Source organism: Pseudomonas algeriensis, from assembly GCF_048847255.1.
GTDB lineage: Bacteria > Pseudomonadota > Gammaproteobacteria > Pseudomonadales > Pseudomonadaceae > Aquipseudomonas.
Genome location: NZ_JBKKRK010000017.1, coordinates 47,876 through 61,813, shown reverse-complemented (window position 1 = coordinate 61,813; position 13,938 = coordinate 47,876). Strand labels below are relative to the sequence as shown.

Below are 13,938 nucleotides of genomic sequence, written 5' to 3'. Positions count from 1 at the left end.
CTTCGCACTCAAGCGGGAGCGAGCTCCCTCGCCACGGGTGCATCGTCGGCTCAAGGCTTGAGCACCACCTTCACACAGCCGTCTTTTTTGTCCCGGAAAGTGTTGTACATTTGCGGGCCATCTTGAAGGCTCACGGTATGAGTGATGACGAAGCTTGGATCGATCTGCCCCTCCTGGATGCGCCGGAGCAGGTCGTCGGTCCAGCGGTTCACGTGGGTCTGCCCCATCTTGAAAGTCAGGCCCTTGTTCATGGCCGCGCCGAACGGGATCTTGTCGATCAAGCCGCCATACACACCAGGGATGGACAACGTGCCGGCGGGGCGGCACACATACATCATCTCCCGCAGCACGTGGGGGCGGTCTGACTCCAGCATCACCGCTTGCTTGACCCGATCGTAGATGGAATCGAACGAACGGGTCGCGTGGGATTCCATGCCTACCGCGTCGATGCATTTCTCTGGGCCCTTGCCGCCCGTCAGCTCGGCCAAGCGGTCCAGCACACTTTCGTCATCGAAGTTGATGGTGATGGCGCCCCCGGCCTTGGCCATGGCCAGGCGCTCGGGCACGTTGTCGATGCACACCACCTGCCTGGCTCCCAGGATCACCGCGCTGCGCACCGTGAACTGTCCTACCGGACCGGCGCCCCAGATGGCCACGGTGTCGGTGGGCTGGATATCGCATTGCACGGCCGCCTGCCAACCGGTGGGGAATATATCCCCTAGAAACAGCACTTGCTCATCGGTCAGGCCGTCCGGAATCACCACAGGGGTAAAGTCCGCATAAGGCACCCGCACGTACTCGGCCTGGCCGCCAGGATAGCCGCCAGTCAGGTGGGTATAACCGAACAGCCCCGCAGTGGTGTGGCCGAAGGCCTTGTCGGCCAGGTCCTTGTTGCGGTTGCTGCGCTCGCAGACCGAGAAGTTACCCCGACGGCATTGATCGCATTCACCACAGCAAATCGTAAAGGGCACCACCACGCGATCGCCAATCTTCAGTTTCTTGTTGGCCGAACCCACTTCCACTACTTCACCCATGAACTCATGGCCCATGATGTCGCCATGCTTCATGCCGGGCATGAAGCCATCGTACAAGTGCAGGTCCGAGCCGCAGATGGCGCACGAGGTGACCTTGATAATGGCGTCACGTGGGTCTTCTATGGTGGGGTCGGGCAGATGATCATCACAGCGGATATCTTTTTTTCCATGCCAGCGTAACGCTTTCATCTTGGTACACCTCCTGAACAGGTCGGTGCGCCAGCCATGAACATTCTCGTTATGCGCACCTACTGATGTTTTCGGTCGGAGGAAAACGCGACAAGTTCAAAGCATGTCTGCCCACATCGGTAAAACGCGATAGACGGTTGCGCCGTCATTCGGGTTATCAAGCGGCTCTTCCCTCCGCTCACCCCAGACTCATTGCCCCCGAAAAACTTGCCTCCACCGGTCCGATAAGAAAGACCGCGCCCACGCCATCCCATCGCACCGTCACGCTTCCACCATCACATTCAACCTCAACGGTGCTGTCCAACAAACCGCGACGGATGCCGTTGACGACCGCACCACATGAGCAAGAACCTGACCCCAGCGCGATCCCGGCACCACGCTCCCAGATGCGTAGACGAATATGCCTTCGATCAATGATCTGGACGAAATGAACGTTGGTCTTGAGCGCAAATAACGCATTGGTTTCGATAGCGGGACCCACCGTGGCGATATCAACGCTGGCCAGGTCTTCGACAAAATAGGTGCAGTGGGGATTGCCCATGCTGCAAGCGGCCGGGCTGCCAGCCAGTGGCAAGTCAGCGGTGTCCGCTGCTTGCGCCAGCGGGATGTCCGACCAGCCAAAAAGCGGTACGCCCATGTCAACGGAAATATCACCGGCTGGGGTGCGTTCGCAAGTCAGTAGACCCCGGTTGGTCCGCAGCATCAGCGAACTCACATTCGCTTCGCGCATGAGCAGGTCCGCCGCCCCCCGCGTCGCGCTGCCACAAACATCCAGCGCCGAGCCATCCGCATTCCAGAAGACCACCCGCGCAGCAGCATCGTCGCAATCGAGCAGTACCGCGAGTTGGTTGAAGCCAATACCCCGGTTGCGGTCGCCCATTCGCTGGGCCAGCGCACCTGTCACCGGATTGGCCGAGTTTCGCGAATCGACAATAACGAAGTCATCGCCGTTGGCATGCATCTTGTGGAAGTTAAGCGGCATGGATTGATCCTGGTCTTGCGACAACTTGCCCTGCGCGAGGTCGGACGAGCATCTAGGGTTTGTATGAAATTCGATGCATTAGATCGTTGAGCATATAGGTGTCCAGAAAGGCGGTCACTTCGATGATTTGCCCATCCTTGAGCGTCATGTGCCACAGGTAAGTGTTGTAATAGGGCTTGTGATCAAGTGCCGTGGCTGTGCCGTTCCAAAGAACAACCACGACGTCGTTCTCGGCAATGATGCTTTGCACCGTTGGCACAATCGGCGTAGCCAGCCGAGCAGTGATCGGGCGCACGGCTTGGGCCAACTCAGCCTTGCTGGTGTAGACGCCTGACACCGGGCTTGTCCCGGCCACGGTCCATTTGGCATCCGGCGCCAGCAGGTCGAAGACCGTGCCGTTGCCCTCCTGCCAATTCGCGAAAGCCTGGCGAACCAGATCCGTATTGGTACGTTGAATATTTTCCGAAGCCCAGCCGTTGCCCGCTGAGAATATAAAAGAAAGTGCAAGCACTTGGGCTTGCCAAGCCAAACTCATCCACCGGGTCATGATGTTCTCCCACAGCCATTAAATTTCAATAGAACCTTAACGGCATACGGGTATAGGTCTTTGCTCGATACTGCAGTGGGGTTGCCTGATGCTGTTTGGCGCTGAGCTATCACGTGGATACCGCCATCAACGCCGTACAACGTCCTCGTAGAAACCCTGCGCTGCCAGATTCTTGTCCTTCGCCTCCAACATAATGTCGAACCGGTCCAGAAACCTGAGGGCGTACTGGTTCGTCCAGCGATTCCACATCTGCGCGCTGTGGCCGTACAGGTCACGCTTGGACACGACCCTCAACAAGGCATCCATCTCAAGCTTATCGTCGGCATCGAAACCCAACGCCTGAAGCCGCTCCGGGGGTTGGGAGTAATGCATGGTGGGCCGCACGCCGCGCCAACTTTCGATGACGCGATCGACTCGTGGGGAATCCGGCGCGATGTAATCGTTCTCGTTGATCCAACAGTGATGAATATCCAGCACGATGGGTGCGAGGTCGGCAAGTTCCAGACAATCATCCAGGCCGTAGGTCTTTTCCTCGTTTTCGAAGGTAATGCAATTGCGCGCCGCCTCCGACAACCGTGGCCAGACCGAACGTATCCCCTCGCCCCCCAGCCGCCCGGCAATGTGCACGTTGCATTTGAAATCCTGGAAATGCCGACCAAAGCCCATCATCCGGATCATGTCGGCGTGGTACTCGAACTCGGCGAGGCTGTTCTCCACCACCGGCGGTTTATCCGAACCGAGCACGCAGTATTGCCCAGGGTGAAAGGACAGGCGGATATCCGCTGAACGCGCCAGGTCCCCGATCGCGCCAAAGCGCTCTTCCAGTTGGGCTTGGATGGCAGGGTCCTGATAGAACGCGCTCACCTTCGGATGACTGTAGAACGGCAATAGATCGCTACTCAGCCGAAGCATGCGCAGGGTCGGGGGAAGCTCGGCGACGTAGGCGATAAGGCGTAACTGCGCGTCGAGATTGTGCGTGATGATTTCCAACAGCTTGTCGCGGGCGACCTGTGGGGAGACGCTGTCCATCCAGCGCAACGTTGTGGTGCGCGGATTGAAGGGGGCTTCGATTGTCTTTAGCGCGGCCGCCGAGAGGCCGCGATCAGGGTGCCGGTATTGGCAGGCGAAGCCAATGCGGGGGTGGGTCATGGGAAGTCCTGGCCTTTGAGTCTGTTGGCGGTAGACATCCTGGCGGCCGAGTCGTCGTTTTTGATTGGTCGTTGAAACAGCCTTCCTCGGAAAGTGTTCGAGATCAGGCAGTGCCGGCCAGAACAGAAGCGTGGGCTGCTCCCACATTGTTCCCATATCGCCCTTTTCCAGACGCCAAAAACCACAAACCCCCGACTTTCTCTAGGAAAATCAGGGGTTTGTGTTTGTAGAATGTGGCGGTGAAGGAGAGATTCGAACTCTCGATACAGTTTCCTGTATACACACTTTCCAGGCGTGCTCCTTAAGCCACTCGGACACTTCACCGTGTCTCGGCAAACTGTTCAGTCTGTCGAGGCGCGCTAATGTAGTCGAAAGCCTTGGCGATGGCAAAGGTTTTTTTCAGAATTTTCATGTGCTTAAGGCAGGCCAGCATTTCAAACGGGTCGGGGCATGGCAAACCGGCCAAACTTCGGCTTTGTCCGCAGGCCCGCTTATAGAAGCAAGCGCGGCCCATCGGGCGGGCGAGGCCGTTTGAAAGGGGCGGGGCTGACCGGTGAGTCAGTCACGGCGCTTTACCTGGCCTGCGACGGTGGGTAACGTCTGCTGACTTCTCTTACAAGGAATAGCGTCATGAGCGACCTGATTGCCTACCATCTCGAAGACGGTATCGCGACCCTGACCTTGAACAACGGAAAGGTCAATGCCATTTCGCCTGATGTGATTGCCGCGTTCAACGCTGCGTTGGACCAGGCAGTGGCCGATCGCGCGGTGGTGATCATTACCGGGCAGCCGGGGATTCTGTCGGGCGGGTACGATTTGAAAGTGATGACCGCAGGTCCCAAGGAAGCGGTGAGCCTGGTGGCGTCCGGTTCGACCCTGGCTCGCCGCCTGTTGTCGCACCCCTTCCCTGTCATTGTCGCTTGCCCGGGGCATGCGGTCGCCAAGGGAGCGTTCCTGTTGTTGTCGGCGGATTACCGCATTGGTGTCGAAGGGCCGTTCACGATCGGCCTGAACGAGGTGCAGATCGGCATGACCATGCACCATGCCGGTATCGAGCTGGCCCGGGATCGGTTGCGCAAGTCGGCATTCCACCGCTCGGTCATCAATGGTGAGATGTTCAATCCCCAGAGCGCCGTGGATGCGGGCTTCCTCGATAAGGTGGTGTCGGCGGACGAATTGCAAGCTACGGCGTTGGAAGCGGCGCGTCAGTTGAAAAAGATCAATATGACCGCCCACAAAAACACCAAGCTTAAGGTTCGCAAGTCGCTGCTGGATGCGTTGGACACCGCGATATTGCTGGACCAGGAATACATGGGCTGACCCCTGGCTGAAGTGAGGTTCCGACACGTGCGGCTTAAAACCCGGCGACCGCTCTAAGCCGCTTCTTACGCGCCATTTCGAAACATCAGCTTAAACATCGCCCATCTCCTACCTCTATAGGGGCAATTGCTGAAAACAGTGCACATCCGTACACTGCGCCACCTTTTGTCCCTGTGGGGCCTGTTGATGTTGTTTGCACTGCGTATGTCTTTGATGGGCCTGCACTTTATCCTGGCGGGTGTGTTGGGGGTGATTCTGGGTGTGTGTCGCCCGTTCAACCCTGACAACAGCCGTCTGTGCGCCAGGCTGTATGCGGTACCCGCGATGTGGATCCTGCGCCTGCGGGTCAAGGCCGAAGTCGACACACTGGCGAATAAAGCCCAGAGCAGCGTGATCATCGCCAATCATCAATCCAACTATGATCTGTTTGTCTTCGGCAATGTGGTACCGCGTCGTACCGTGTGCATCGGCAAGAAGAGCCTGAAATGGGTACCGCTGTTCGGTCAATTGTTCTGGCTGGCGGGCAACGTGTTGATTGATCGGGGCAATGCAATCAAGGCCCGCAAGTCGATGCTGACCACCACCCACACCCTCCAGCATGAAGACACCTCGATCTGGGTGTTTCCGGAAGGCACACGCAACTTGGGCGCTGAATTGCTGCCGTTCAAGAAAGGCGCGTTCCAGATGGCGATTGCTGCCGGAGTGCCGATCATCCCAGTCTGTGTGAGCACTTATATCAAACATATGCAGCTCAATCGCTGGCGCAGTGGTGACATTCTCATACGCTCCCTGCCGGCAATTCCCACGGCGGGCCTGAGCATGGACGACATGCCTCGCCTTATCGCTCAATGTCGTGAGCAGATGCGCGAGTGCATCGAGACGATGGACCGGCAGTTGCAGCCCATGTGAACAAGAAACCCGCCCCTACGGCGGGTTTTCTTTTACGCGAACTTCACGAATTTCGCTGACTCTCAATCAGCGTGGCGCGCTAAGCTGGACGCTGCCCCCACTGCCAATTTCCAAGAAGAAGCGAACCACATCATGGGTAGAGTTGTTGCTGCTGCGGTTTACAGCGCCGGTAAGAAAGTCACCAATATCACCCTCGATGAAGGCAGCGCCTGGGCGGCGAAGCCCGGACACTTCGTGTGGATCGGCCTCGAAGAGCCCAGCACCCAGGAACTGACCAACCTGCAGCGCCAGTTCAACCTGCATGAGCTGGCGATTGAAGACGCGATGGAGAAGCACAGCCGGCCCAAGCTGGAAACGTTCGGCGATGCGCTGTTCATCGTCACGTATTCGCCGGTGCGCAAGGATGGAAAGCTGCAGTTCATCGAAACCCATATCTTCGCCGGCAAGGGCTACATCATTACCGCCCGCAACGGTCACTCGGCCTCCTACGCCCATGTCCGACAACGCTGTGAGGCACGTCCTATCCTGCTGGAGCACGGGGAGGATTTCGTCCTTTATGCAATCCTCGATTTCGTCATTGAAAATTACCTGCCGGTGGGCGAAGCCATTCATGCCGAGATCGATGAACTGGAGCGCAACGTGCTATGCAGCGCCCTGAATGAGCGGGACATCCAGAACCTGCACAGTTTGCGCCGCGACGTGCTGCGCCTGCGTCGCTATGCGGCGCCGATGGTGGAAATCAGCGAAGAACTGCAGCGCCTGGATTTCCCCTTCATCGACAAGAACATGAGCCCCTATTTCCGCGACGTGCAGATCCACGTCACACGGCAGATGGAAGACTTGGCGACCCTGGCGGACATTGCCAGCCAGACGATTGAAATCGGCGTGCTGCTCGAAGCCTCGCGCCAGAGCGTGGTGCAACGCAAGTTCGCCGCCTGGGCGGCAATCCTGGCGTTTCCGACGGCGGTGGCCGGCATCTACGGGATGAACTTCGAAAACATGCCGGAGCTGACCTGGCACTATGGATATTTCCTGGTGCTCGGGTTCATCGGGGTCGGATGTACCGCGTTGTGGGCAAGTTTCAAGCGGTCGGGGTGGTTGTAGGATTTTACGACGGGATTTGCGTAGCCTTCTTCGCGAGCAGCTTCACACCGTTGATCAACAGTGAACCGCTGATCAACGGTGGCATGCCCGAGTAGTCAGCCCTGGGCGGCATCGGCTTGGGGTTTATGGGCGACGAAACGCATCATCCACTCCGCTACCGTCGTACCGTGATGTTCCTGCTCCAGGCTCGCCACGCCCTGGCTGTAGATCTTCTCACCGAGGTGTTGCTGGCGAATCTCCAACAAGGCCCGGGAATAGTCGTGGATGAATTCCGGATGGCCCTGGAAGCACAGGACTTGATCATTGATGTGATAAGCCGCGTACGGGCAGAAATCGCTCGAGGCGATGACGGTGGCATTTTCCGGGAGCTCGGTGACTTGATCCTGATGGCTGATCAACAAAGTCAGCTCCTCCATCACCGGGCTCATCCAGGGGGCCTTGGCCGCGAGTTTGTAGCGATGGGTGCCCACCCCCCAACCCTGGCTGGCGCGCTCGGTCTTGCCGCCCAACAGCAGTGCCAGCAATTGATGGCCGAAGCAGACGCCTAGCAGCTTGTCGCCACGCTGGTAGCGGTCCAGGAGATAAGTCTTGAGCGTCTGTATCCACGGATCGGTCCCGAAGGAATCCGCCTTGCTGCCGGTCACCAGATAAGCGTCGAATTGTTCATCGTCGCCTGGATACTGCCCGTCCACCACGTTGTACACGACAAATTCGGCCGCAATGGGCTGCTGCGAAAACAGGCGCTGGAACATCTGCCCGTAACCCTGATACTGGTCGACCAGTTCTGGACGCAGGATATCGGTTTCCAGAATGCAGATGCGTAGCGACATAAAAAATACCTGACACGATGATGGGAATATTGCACACCCCAGAGCCTGCCCTGAAACACCGTCCCAAGGCAAGCCCCCCGCGCGTAGTCAGAACAGTGCTTGAGCGGCGGCCTTTTCCAGCAACAGTGCCGGGGGAGAAAAACGTTCGCCGTATTGCTCGGCCAAGTACTGGCTGCGGGCGATAAACGCCTGCAAACCGTACTGGTTGATAAACTGCAACGCCCCGCCCGTCCAGACCGCGAATCCGATGCCGAAGACCGAGCCAATATTGGCGTCCGCCGTCGAGGTGACAACGCCTTCCTCGACGCAGCGAACGGTTTCCAGGGCCTGGATGAACAGCAGGCGATCACGGATATCCTGGGCTGGAATCTGCCCCGCGGGTTTCTCGAAACGCGCCTTGAGCCCCGGCCAGAGATATTTCTGCCCTTGAGTTGGGTACTCATAAAAACCGGCGCCGGCCGCTTTACCTGGCCGTTTGTATTCTTCGAGCAGCAGATCGATCACAGCGAATGCGGGGTGCTCGATCGGAGTTTTCCCCTCTGCTCGCAAGTCTTTGGCAGTCTGCGTGCGGATATGCCTCATCAGGCTGAGTGAAACTTCGTCGGAGACAGTCAGCGGCCCGACTGGCATCCCGGCCTTGCGTGCCTCGGTTTCGATCATCGGCGCGCTCACGCCTTCGCCGAGCATCGCGATGCCTTCGTGGGTAAAGGTGCCGAACACCCGCGAAGTGAAAAACCCACGACTGTCGTTGACGACAATCGGCGTCTTGTCGATTTGCCGGACGAAATCGAAGCCTCGGGCAAGCGTTTCGTCAGAGGTGCGGGCACCCTTGATGATCTCGACCAAGGGCATTTTTTCCACTGGACTGAAGAAATGCAGTCCGATGAATTTGCCCTCGTCCGGCACCGCCATCGCGAGGCCGGTGATGGGCAAGGTCGAAGTATTGGACGCAATCACCGCGTCCGGCCCGGCCACTGCTTGGGCTGCGGCCGTCACGCTGGCTTTAAGGACGCGGTCTTCGAATACGGCCTCGATGACCAGGTCGCAGCCGGCCAGGTCCGCATCGCTGTCGGTCGGCTGGATCCTCGCCAGGATGGCGTCGCGCTGTTGCGCGGTGAGTTGGTCACGGACGACTTTCTTGTCCAGCAGCAACGCCGCGCGGCACTTACCCTTTTGCGCTGCGTCCAGGTCAATGTCCTTGAGTACCACGTCGATGCCGGCCGCAGCACTGACATAGGCGATACCCGCGCCCATCATCCCGGCGCCGAGCACAGCGACTTTTTTCGTCAGAAAAGGCACAAAACCCTGCGGGCGAGAACCTCCAGCCTTGATCTCGTTGAGTTGGAACCAGAACGTACCGATCAGGTTTTTCGCCACCTGGCCGGTCGTCAGCTCGGTGAAGTATCGGGTTTCGATCAACTGCGCCGCATCGAAGCCTACCTGCGCACCTTCCACCGCCGCACAGAGGATTTTTTCCGGTGCGGGCAGACAGCCCTGGGTCTTGCTGCGCAGAATCGAAGGCGCGATCGCCAGCATCTGGGCGACCGCCGGGGCGGACGGCGTGCCCCCAGGGATCCGATAGCCCTTCATGTCCCACGGCTGGGCCACGCTCGGGTTAGCGAGAATCCAGGCCCGGGCCTTGTCCAGCAGCTCGTCGCGATCCGTCGCCAGCTCATCGATCAAACCAGCCAGCAGCGCTTGTTGCGGACGAACCCTGGTGCCTTCGAGCAAATACGGCAATGCCTTCTCCAAGCCCAGCAAGCGCACCATCCGCACCACACCGCCGCCGCCCGGCAACAGGCCAAGGGTGACTTCCGGCAGGCCGATCAACACCGAGGGATGGTCCAGCGCCACCCGATGATGGCAGGCCAGGCAGATTTCCCAGCCGCCGCCCAGGGCCGCACCGTTGATAGCGGCGACCACCGGTTTGCCGAGGGTCTCCAATGCGCGCAGCTGCGCCTTGATCTCGGACACCGTTTCGTAAAAGGCCTGGGCCTGGGATTTGTCGACCTGGACCAACTCGTTCAGGTCGCCGCCTGCAAAAAACGTCTTTTTGGCCGAAGTGATGATCACGCCGGCGATCGAGTCTTTTTCGGCGGTCAGGCGAGCAACGCAGGCGCCCATGGCCTCGCGGTATATCGCGTTCATGGTGTTGGCCGCCTGCCCCGGCATGTCCAGGGTCAGCACGACGATCCGGTCCGGGCCGGTTTCGAAACGAATGGCATGGGTCATGAAAAGTGTTCCTTCAAAATCGGGGCTCAGAGGCGTTCGATAAGGGTGGCGATGCCCATGCCGCCGCCGACACACAGTGTCGCCAGGCCATAGCGCAGGTGACGCGCCTCCAACTCATCGAGCAGCGTGCCAAGGATTGCGCAACCGGTGGCGCCCAACGGATGGCCCATGGCGATCGAGCCGCCGTTGACGTTGACCTTGGCGGGATCGATGGCCATGTCCTTGATGAACTTGAGCACTACCGAGGCAAAGGCTTCGTTGACTTCGAACAGGTCGATGTCCTCGACCCGCAGGCCAGCTTTGGCCAATACCTTGCGGGTGGCAGGGGCCGGACCGGTGAGCATGATGGTCGGCTCGCTGCTGGTGACGGCAGTGGCAACAATCCGCGCCCGGGGTTGCAAGCCCAGCTCGCGACCTTTGGCCGGGGAGCCAATGAGCATCAGCGCGGCGCCATCGACGATGCCCGAGCTATTGCCCGGCGTGTGCACATGATTGATCCGCTCCACATGGCTATAGACGCGCAATGCCGTGGCGTCGAAGCCCATCTGGCCCATCGCTTCGAAGCTTGGCCGTAGTTTGCCCAGGCCTTCGAGCGTCGAGTCGGCGCGGATGAATTCGTCATGGTCGAGCAGCACGATGCCATTCTGGTCCCGTACTGCCACCAGGGATTTATCGAACGAACCGTTCTCCCGTGCTCGCGCGGCTTTTTGCTGGGATTGCAACGCAAAGGCATCGATGTCCTCGCGACTGAAACCTTCGAGGGTGGCAATCAGGTCGGCGCCGATGCCCTGGGGAACGAAATGGCCGTGCAGATTGGACTGCGGGTCCAGCGCCCATGCGCCGCCATCGCTGCCCATAGGCACACGGGACATGGACTCGACGCCCCCCGCCACTACCAGGTCTTCGAAACCGGAACGAACCTTCATCGCGGCCAGGTTCACCGCTTCCAAACCCGAAGCGCAAAAGCGGTTGAGCTGAACGCCGGGCACGCTGACATCCCAGTCAGCCACCAAGGCGGCGGTCTTCGCGATGTCGGCACCTTGATCGCCGATCGGCGTCACGCAGCCGAGCACAATGTCGTCCACCTGGCTGGTGTCCAGGCTCATGCGGTGGCGCAACGCCGTCAACAGGCCACCGACCAGGTTCACCGGCTTGACGGTGTGCAGGGCGCCGTCAGCTTTTCCCTTACCGCGAGGCGTGCGTATTGCGTCAAAAATCATAGCTTCGGTCATGACATCCTCAAACCGCGATCGGCTTTTACAAACACCTCTAACCTTAAGCCCAGCGGCGGCGGATTCAATGACCTCAGTGCTCAACGACATTGACAGGCACGCTCAGACGAACGGTAGCGAGCTATCGGATTAACCGTTTCAGGTAAGCAAGCTGTCTAGCAAAAGGGCCCGCAAGAAGCTGGCAATAGGCCTCATGCTGTTTTGATAACCTGGACCCATAAACTGATACTAATTGGGTCTAAGCCAAGCCGGCTGCGGCCCCTAATGTAAAGCTTGTACAAGTAAGTCGTCGGGTTTTGCCGAGGCGCTTGTCAGACAGGAAGTGCACCGCCAGCCGTCACGGAGTAATGCAGGCTGGCCTCAGGAAATAACAAAAAGGCGGGTCAGCCATGTTCAAACATACGAAAGTTCGTCAAGCCGGACTCATTCTCTTCGCCACGACGCTGCTGTTGATCTTGCCGAACATCACTAAAGTGATCGGCTGACCCAGACGCGCGATGTCCGCTTTATTACAGTCGTTTCGCTAAATAAATGTGAGAGGGTTGATTGTTCCGGCAACGGTGGCTGTGCCAACCTTTGCGCCTCCCTCTCGACATGGACGGCGATTCACTTGAAAGCACTTATTGTCCTCGGGGCACTGCTGATCAGCGGCCCTCTGTATGCGGCGCAGCTCACGCTGGAGCTGGGCGCGGGTACCCGCACCTGGCAGACTGAAGAGCTACTCAAGCATCCCGACGTTCAAACAGTTCAGATCAACGAAGACGTTTCCTACAAGAAACCCATGAGCTATCGCGCCGTGCCGTTGACCTCGCTATTGACCGGGGTGCAACCGAACGATCATCTGCAAGCCGTAGCCCTGGACGGTTTCGCAGCTGAACTGCCCGCAGCGCCATTACTCAATGCACACGGCGCCCGCGCGTGGCTGGCGATCGAGGACCCGACCAAACCCTGGCCGGCGTTGGGGGAAGGCAAGCAAAGCGCCGGTCCTTTCTATCTGATCTGGACCGATCCTCAAGCGGGCCATATCAGCCCCGAGCAATGGCCCTATGCGCTGGCAAGCATCAAGCGCCTGTCGCCAGTGGCCGATCGCTTCCCCGCCCTGCTGCCCTCGCCCACCCTGGCCAAAAACGATCCGGTCAACAAAGGCTTCGAGTTGTTTCAGAAAAACTGTTTGGCTTGCCATCGACTCAACGGCGCGGGTGATGCGCAGTTCGGACCGGACCTGAACATTCCCTTCAACCCTACGGAATACTTCTCGAAAGATTTCCTCAAACGTTACATCCGTGACCCTCAAAGCCTGCGCCACTGGCCACAGGGTAAAATGCCGGGATTCTCCGCAGCGGTGTTGCCGGATTCTGAGCTTGACCTGTTGGTGGGGTATTTGAAGCACATGGCAGGACGCAAGCAGCCGTTGAAGCCGTAGGCGCGTTCCTTCGCCGCAAAGCCCGTTACCACCGGGCGTTGTGGCGGATCGCAGACCGACTGTGGGAGCAAGCTTGCTCGCGATGACGGCAGAAAATCGATCAGCACCCAACATGAAAACGGCCGACACAAAGGTCAGCCGTTGCTGGATGCATAAAACAATCAGGCCTGCAGGCGACGGATCTCCTGCTTGACGCCCCACCCTTCGATAACGCCACCCAAGGGCTCGACCACGGCCTCGAAGTTCAACTCGAAATCGCCGATGTCATCATAAGTGGCGTACATCACCCGGCTCAGTTCGAGCGACCAGGCTCCATCGTCCCGCGCGCTGATCTGCGCATTCAGCGATTCCCCCCTGAATTGGCCTGCCGCCCTGCGTGCCCGTTCCTCGTCGGGGAAAATGGCATAGAACTCGATGGGATGAAATTGGGAGAAATCGAAACCGCCTTCTTTCATGCGGCGCAGCACACTGGTGCTGATGTCTTCTTGATAGGCTGTGCTCATGAAACGTCCTCCTCAGACCGATGGATAGACTTTCCGTCTTCCCGTGCGTGCAACCGCTGGTTACAAGCAGTACGGCATCAACTGGCCGTCGGGACACAAGCATGTAGCTGACAAGACCGGACCTTGGCGATCCTTTCGCTGATCTCGGTTGCAGAGTAGCTTCAAGTCATCGCCACTGCCAAGCGGGACCGAACAATGAATTTCATGAAATCGGTTTAATGCTGATGATTTCAATGCTGTTTTGGGTCTTGAGGCTTTTGAGCGTAGGGTCTTGCGTGCGACCTTCCAGGTCGTTGAGATCAAGCTTGGCGGGCACGGGGAGCAGTCTCTGGCGGATCAATTGGGCGGCCTGTTCCATTGTGGGCTCCTGGTCGTAATCGAACTGCTCGGCGACGGCTTCGCCGTGATCATCAACGAAAGTGATTTCCCACTTCTGCATCGGTGTCTCCTCGATCAATACATGGCCGGGCTTACGTCTATCTCG

General features: G+C 58.7%; 13 protein-coding genes and 1 tRNA gene. 4 read left to right on the top strand and 10 right to left on the bottom strand.

From position 1 onward, the window contains the following. Positions 1-50: 50 nt before the first annotated feature. From ACLK1G_RS21395 to ACLK1G_RS21375, 5 genes are all read right to left on the bottom strand, one after another. A complete protein-coding gene (locus ACLK1G_RS21395; protein ID WP_420767229.1) occupies positions 51-1,223 on the bottom strand; it encodes a zinc-dependent alcohol dehydrogenase in 1,173 nt (390 codons plus the stop codon). Positions 1,224-1,401: 178 nt separating this feature from the next. Then, positions 1,402-2,205 carry a diaminopimelate epimerase gene (dapF, locus tag ACLK1G_RS21390; RefSeq protein WP_420767228.1) on the bottom strand — a complete coding sequence of 268 codons (804 nt, stop codon included), beginning with the start codon at positions 2,203-2,205 and terminating at the stop codon, positions 1,402-1,404. 52 nt (positions 2,206-2,257) lie between these two features. Then, positions 2,258-2,752 carry a nuclear transport factor 2 family protein gene (locus ACLK1G_RS21385; RefSeq protein ID WP_420767227.1) on the bottom strand — a complete coding sequence of 165 codons (495 nt, stop codon included), beginning with the start codon at positions 2,750-2,752 and terminating at the stop codon, positions 2,258-2,260. Positions 2,753-2,878: 126 nt separating this feature from the next. Continuing rightward, positions 2,879-3,901: a UV damage endonuclease UvsE gene (locus ACLK1G_RS21380; protein WP_420767270.1), complete on the bottom strand. Its 1,023-nt coding sequence runs from the start codon at positions 3,899-3,901 to the stop codon at positions 2,879-2,881. Positions 3,902-4,135: 234 nt separating this feature from the next. Continuing rightward, a tRNA-Ser gene (locus ACLK1G_RS21375) sits at positions 4,136-4,225 on the bottom strand. Positions 4,226-4,531: 306 nt separating this feature from the next. Here ACLK1G_RS21375 and ACLK1G_RS21370 point away from each other — a divergent pair. The 3 genes from ACLK1G_RS21370 to ACLK1G_RS21360 all read left to right on the top strand — a co-directional run bounded on the left by ACLK1G_RS21370 (position 4,532) and on the right by ACLK1G_RS21360 (position 7,234). Then, positions 4,532-5,221: a crotonase/enoyl-CoA hydratase family protein gene (locus ACLK1G_RS21370; protein WP_420767226.1), complete on the top strand. Its 690-nt coding sequence runs from the start codon at positions 4,532-4,534 to the stop codon at positions 5,219-5,221. Positions 5,222-5,407: 186 nt separating this feature from the next. Next, positions 5,408-6,130, top strand: coding sequence for a 1-acylglycerol-3-phosphate O-acyltransferase (locus ACLK1G_RS21365; protein WP_420767225.1), 723 nt, complete (start codon positions 5,408-5,410; stop codon positions 6,128-6,130). Between the two features lie 132 nt (positions 6,131-6,262). Further along, positions 6,263-7,234: a magnesium and cobalt transport protein CorA gene (locus tag ACLK1G_RS21360; protein ID WP_420767224.1), complete on the top strand. Its 972-nt coding sequence runs from the start codon at positions 6,263-6,265 to the stop codon at positions 7,232-7,234. Between the two features lie 95 nt (positions 7,235-7,329). On the opposite strand, the gene ACLK1G_RS21355 is transcribed toward ACLK1G_RS21360, so the two are convergent. The 3 genes from ACLK1G_RS21355 to ACLK1G_RS21345 all read right to left on the bottom strand — a co-directional run bounded on the left by ACLK1G_RS21355 (position 7,330) and on the right by ACLK1G_RS21345 (position 11,528). After that, positions 7,330-8,064, bottom strand: coding sequence for an amidotransferase (locus tag ACLK1G_RS21355; protein ID WP_420767223.1), 735 nt, complete (start codon positions 8,062-8,064; stop codon positions 7,330-7,332). A gap of 87 nt (positions 8,065-8,151) precedes the next feature. After that, positions 8,152-10,296 carry a 3-hydroxyacyl-CoA dehydrogenase NAD-binding domain-containing protein gene (locus ACLK1G_RS21350; RefSeq protein WP_420767222.1) on the bottom strand — a complete coding sequence of 715 codons (2,145 nt, stop codon included), beginning with the start codon at positions 10,294-10,296 and terminating at the stop codon, positions 8,152-8,154. Positions 10,297-10,322: 26 nt separating this feature from the next. Then, complete coding sequence (locus ACLK1G_RS21345) at positions 10,323-11,528, bottom strand: acetyl-CoA C-acetyltransferase (RefSeq protein ID WP_420767221.1); 1,206 nt, start codon at positions 11,526-11,528, stop codon at positions 10,323-10,325. A gap of 610 nt (positions 11,529-12,138) precedes the next feature. Here ACLK1G_RS21345 and ACLK1G_RS21340 point away from each other — a divergent pair. Continuing rightward, entirely contained in the window at positions 12,139-12,951 is an 813-nt protein-coding gene (locus tag ACLK1G_RS21340) for a c-type cytochrome (RefSeq protein ID WP_420767220.1), read from the top strand. 161 nt (positions 12,952-13,112) lie between these two features. On the opposite strand, the gene ACLK1G_RS21335 is transcribed toward ACLK1G_RS21340, so the two are convergent. Together ACLK1G_RS21335 and ACLK1G_RS21330 are read right to left on the bottom strand one after the other, a co-directional pair. Further along, entirely contained in the window at positions 13,113-13,454 is a 342-nt protein-coding gene (locus ACLK1G_RS21335) for a ribonuclease E inhibitor RraB (RefSeq protein ID WP_420767219.1), read from the bottom strand. Positions 13,455-13,656: 202 nt separating this feature from the next. Beyond that, positions 13,657-13,893 (bottom strand): hypothetical protein, encoded by a 237-nt coding sequence (locus ACLK1G_RS21330; RefSeq protein WP_420767218.1) that lies wholly within the window; start codon positions 13,891-13,893, stop codon positions 13,657-13,659. Positions 13,894-13,938 lie beyond the last annotated feature (45 nt).

Bases quoted from the DNA above. Each gene is read 5' to 3' on its own strand.
- ACLK1G_RS21395 (WP_420767229.1), bottom strand. From the start codon at position 1,223: ATGAAAGCGTTACGCTGGCATGGAAAAAAAGATATCCGCTGTGATGAT.
- dapF (WP_420767228.1), bottom strand. From the start codon at position 2,205: ATGCCGCTTAACTTCCACAAGATGCATGCCAACGGCGATGACTTCGTT.
- ACLK1G_RS21385 (WP_420767227.1), bottom strand. From the start codon at position 2,752: ATGACCCGGTGGATGAGTTTGGCTTGGCAAGCCCAAGTGCTTGCACTT.
- ACLK1G_RS21380 (WP_420767270.1), bottom strand. From the start codon at position 3,901: ATGACCCACCCCCGCATTGGCTTCGCCTGCCAATACCGGCACCCTGAT.
- ACLK1G_RS21370 (WP_420767226.1), top strand. From the start codon at position 4,532: ATGAGCGACCTGATTGCCTACCATCTCGAAGACGGTATCGCGACCCTG.
- ACLK1G_RS21365 (WP_420767225.1), top strand. From the start codon at position 5,408: ATGTTGTTTGCACTGCGTATGTCTTTGATGGGCCTGCACTTTATCCTG.
- ACLK1G_RS21360 (WP_420767224.1), top strand. From the start codon at position 6,263: ATGGGTAGAGTTGTTGCTGCTGCGGTTTACAGCGCCGGTAAGAAAGTC.
- ACLK1G_RS21355 (WP_420767223.1), bottom strand. From the start codon at position 8,064: ATGTCGCTACGCATCTGCATTCTGGAAACCGATATCCTGCGTCCAGAA.
- ACLK1G_RS21350 (WP_420767222.1), bottom strand. From the start codon at position 10,296: ATGACCCATGCCATTCGTTTCGAAACCGGCCCGGACCGGATCGTCGTG.
- ACLK1G_RS21345 (WP_420767221.1), bottom strand. From the start codon at position 11,528: ATGACCGAAGCTATGATTTTTGACGCAATACGCACGCCTCGCGGTAAG.
- ACLK1G_RS21335 (WP_420767219.1), bottom strand. From the start codon at position 13,454: ATGAGCACAGCCTATCAAGAAGACATCAGCACCAGTGTGCTGCGCCGC.
- ACLK1G_RS21330 (WP_420767218.1), bottom strand. From the start codon at position 13,893: ATGCAGAAGTGGGAAATCACTTTCGTTGATGATCACGGCGAAGCCGTC.